The sequence below is a fragment of the Mesorhizobium sp. M2C.T.Ca.TU.002.02.1.1 genome, assembly GCF_003997225.1.
The window spans coordinates 1-3,466 of record NZ_RZTO01000671.1; the positions used below are offsets into that span (position 1 = coordinate 1).

Here is a 3,466-nt window from a genome sequence, read left to right on the forward strand (position 1 = left end):
CCTCTGATCGACAGCGGCAATTGCGTCGCCATGATCAGCGGCGACGCGGAGCGAACCTTCGTCTCCTGGCCGGGCGCCGAGAGCCGGCTCACACCGGACATGATGGAGCCGGTGCAAGTCGTTCCAGGCGATTGGGTTTTCACCTCGGGCTACACGCTGAGCTATCCCGGCAGCCGCGATGCGCTGGCCGACTGGATCGAGGCGTTGCCGCCCGGCATTCCTTTTGTCTTCGATCCGACGCCGGTAATCGCCGATATTCCGCGGTCGATCCTGGACCGGGTTCTGGCGCGCACGACCTGGCTGAGCTGCAACACCAATGAGGCCGCCGAGATTGCCGGCGCTGGCGATGCCCAGACCGTCGCCATCCGGTTGCTCGCCGAGCATTGCCACAGCGCTGAAGGCGTCGTCATCCGCGCCGGTGCGCATGGCTGCCTTGTGCGCATGGCCGACGGCGGCACCCGCGCAGTGCCGGGTTTCGAGGTGGAAGCCGTCGACACCAACGGGGCCGGCGATACGCATATCGGCGCCTTCGTCAGCGGCCTTTCGCGCGGCATGTCTCCTTGCGAGGCGGCCCGCTACGCCAATGCGGCGGCGGCGCTTTCGGTCACCCGCCATGGCGGGTCCTCTGCGCCAACCGACATGGAAATCCAGGAGTTCCTGACTGAGCGCGGCGAAGCGATGACCGCGCTTGGCCGGACGGAAGCGACTGCAACTTAACAAGCCCGTCAACCGGGCGAACAATGAGAGGAAAATATCATGCGCATGCCCAGATTGACCGCATTGCTCACGGCCACCGCCGTCTTCGTCTCCGCATTCACGTTTGCCGCACAAGCCGCCGAGGAAGTGCATGTGCTCAACTGGAAGGGCTACGGCGCCGACGAGCCATGGGCGGTCGCCAATTTCGAGAAGGCGACCGGCTTCAAGGTGGTCAACGATTTCTTCAACTCCGAACAGGAGATGCTGACCAAGATCCGCACCAATCCCGGCCTCTACGACGTCGTCATGATCAACGCCGCCTTCAACGACCAGGCGATGGCCGGCAAGCTGATCCAGCCGATCGACGTCTCGAAGCTTTCCAACTATGCCGATATCGCCAAGGACAAGGCCGGCTCGCCGATGCTCAACCATGACGGCAAGGTCTATGGCGTGCCGTGGGTGTGGGGCCTGACGGCTCTGGCCATCAACGAAAAGTCCTTCGACAAACCGCCGACGAGCATCGCCGAGATGTGGGATCCGGCGCATAAGGGCCGCGTCATCATCCGCGACGACGCCGTCGAGGCGGTGCAGTTCGGCGCGATCGCGTCGGGGCAGAACATCAACGACATCAAGGATATGGACGCGGTCAAGGCGAAGCTCACCTCGCTGATGCCGCAGATCAAGACCTTCTGGAGCTCCGAGAACGACTGGAACCAGATGGTCGCCTCCAACCAGATCGATATCGGCACCTATTGGAGCGGCTCGGCCGACCGCGCCAAGACGCATTTCAAGCTGCCGGTCTCGCTGGTCATCCCGCAGGAAGGGGCCGTTGCCTGGCTCGACGCCTTCTCAATCCCCGTCGATTCCAAGAATGTCGCCGGCGCCGAGGCCTTCATCAACTACATGATCGACCCGAAATTCTATGTCGAATGGGTCACCAAGGTCGGCGCGCCGGTCTCGGCCAACACCAAGGCGGTCGACGCCCTGCCTGAGGATTCCTTCAACCGCAAGGTCATGGGCAGCCCCGATGTCGCCAAGCGCATCCAGTTCCAGGCGCCGATCACCGACGAGCAGCGCGAGAAGTATCTGGCGCTGTGGCAGGAGCTGAAGGTCAACGTGAAGTAATCGATGTCTTTCGGGGAGGAGAGGCAGAATGGCTGACCAGCTTGCGATCGGTTCGCGCCGCGGACTGAGGCCGGCGCTGCCGCTTCTCCTTCCCGCCTATCTCTGGCTGACGGTGGCGATCTTCCTGCCGCTGTCGGCCATGGTCTTCTTCTCCTTCATGACCGACCTTCCGCTGGCCGGAAAGGAATGGTCGTTCACGCTCGGCAACTACGCGGCCTTCTTCTCGCAGAGCCTCTATTCGACGCTGCTGTTCGCCTCGCTGCGGCTCGGGCTCGAGGTGACGCTGTGGTGCGTCGTCATCGGTTACCCTGCCGCCTATGTGCTGGCCAAGGTGCTGAAGGGGCGCAGCCGCGAGGCGATCTTCCTGCTGGTCATCCTGCCGTTCTGGTCGAACGGGCTGGTGCGCATCTTCTCCTGGGCGATGGTGCTGCGCGAAGGCGGCATCCTCGACACGGCTCTCAACGCCGTGCTGCCCTTCAAGATCAACATTGATCTCATGTATTCCTATCCGGCCGTCATCATCGGCCTGGTGCATTCCTATGTGCCCTACATGGTGCTGACCTGTTATCTGACGCTGCAGGCGATCGACGACTCGCTGATCGAGGCGGGCCGCTCGCTCGGCGCTTCGCGGCGGCAGGTGCTGTGGCGGGTGATCATCCCGCTGTCGATGCCTGGCCTGATCGCGGGTGCGGCGCTGATCTTCGTGCCGGTGGTCGGCTCCTTCATGGAGCCGCGCATCCTCGGTGGCCGCACCGGCACCTTCTACGGCACGGTCATCGAGGATCAGTTCGTCGCCGTCTTCAACTGGCCGCTGGGCGCCGCGCTCTCCTTCATCCTGCTCGCCGTCGTGCTGATCATCCTGGCGCTGGCCGCGCCCGTCCTGCGGAGGGCTGCGTGATGCCGACCACGCGCATCCTCGAAGGGCTCGGGCGCTTCTACATCGTGCTTTTGCTCGGCTTCCTCTATCTGCCGATCATCATCATGGCGGCGATGTCCTTCAACGCCTCGCCCTTCTACCAATTGCCGTTCGAGTGGACGACGGACTGGTACGCCTCGCTCTGGCAGAACGACCAGCTGATCGCGGCGACCTGGAACAGCATCGAGATCGCGGTCATCACCACTTTGATATCGACCGTGCTGGGTTCGATGGCCTCGCTCGCGCTCTATCGCTATGAGTTCCGTGGCAAGAAAGTGCTGCAGGCGCTGCTCTTCCCGCCGATCGCCATTCCATGGCTGATCACCGGCACGGCGATGCTGATCTTCTTCTTCGGCGTCGGCATCGGTCGCGGGCTTATCGCCATCCTGCTCGGCCATGTCGCGCTGGCGCTGCCTTACGTCATCGTCGTCGTCTCCGCGCGGCTGCAGACCTTCGCGCCGGAGCTGGAGGAGGCGGCGCGCTCGCTCGGCGCCAACCAGTGGCAGGTGACCATGCGCGTGACCCTGCCCTGGATCATGCCCGGCGTGATCGCCGGCGGGCTGTTCGCCTTCGCCGTGTCGTTCGACCAGTTCGTGGTCTCCTATTTCCTGTCGACGCCCGGCCAGACGACGCTGCCGGTCGAAATCTATGCCGCGATCCGCAAAGGCTTCACGCCCGAGATCAACGCGGTCTCGACGATCATCATTGTCGTGTCGATGGCGCTGATGC

4 protein-coding genes are annotated in these 3,466 nt (G+C 63.6%); all 4 read left to right on the plus strand.

Features of this window, described 5'->3' with window-relative positions:
- Window positions 1-717 (plus strand): PfkB family carbohydrate kinase (locus tag EOD07_RS27230; RefSeq protein ID WP_127237598.1); only part of this gene is annotated, 717 nt, incomplete at its 5' end.
- A gap of 39 nt (window positions 718-756) precedes the next feature.
- Window positions 757-1,821: an ABC transporter substrate-binding protein gene (locus EOD07_RS27235; RefSeq protein ID WP_127237599.1), complete on the plus strand. Its 1,065-nt coding sequence runs from the start codon at window positions 757-759 to the stop codon at window positions 1,819-1,821.
- A gap of 28 nt (window positions 1,822-1,849) precedes the next feature.
- Window positions 1,850-2,719: an ABC transporter permease gene (locus EOD07_RS27240; RefSeq protein WP_127237600.1), complete on the plus strand. Its 870-nt coding sequence runs from the start codon at window positions 1,850-1,852 to the stop codon at window positions 2,717-2,719.
- On the plus strand, window positions 2,719-3,466 hold a 748-nt coding region (locus tag EOD07_RS27245), incomplete at its 3' end, for an ABC transporter permease (RefSeq protein WP_164772577.1). The genes EOD07_RS27240 and EOD07_RS27245, both read left to right, overlap by 1 nt.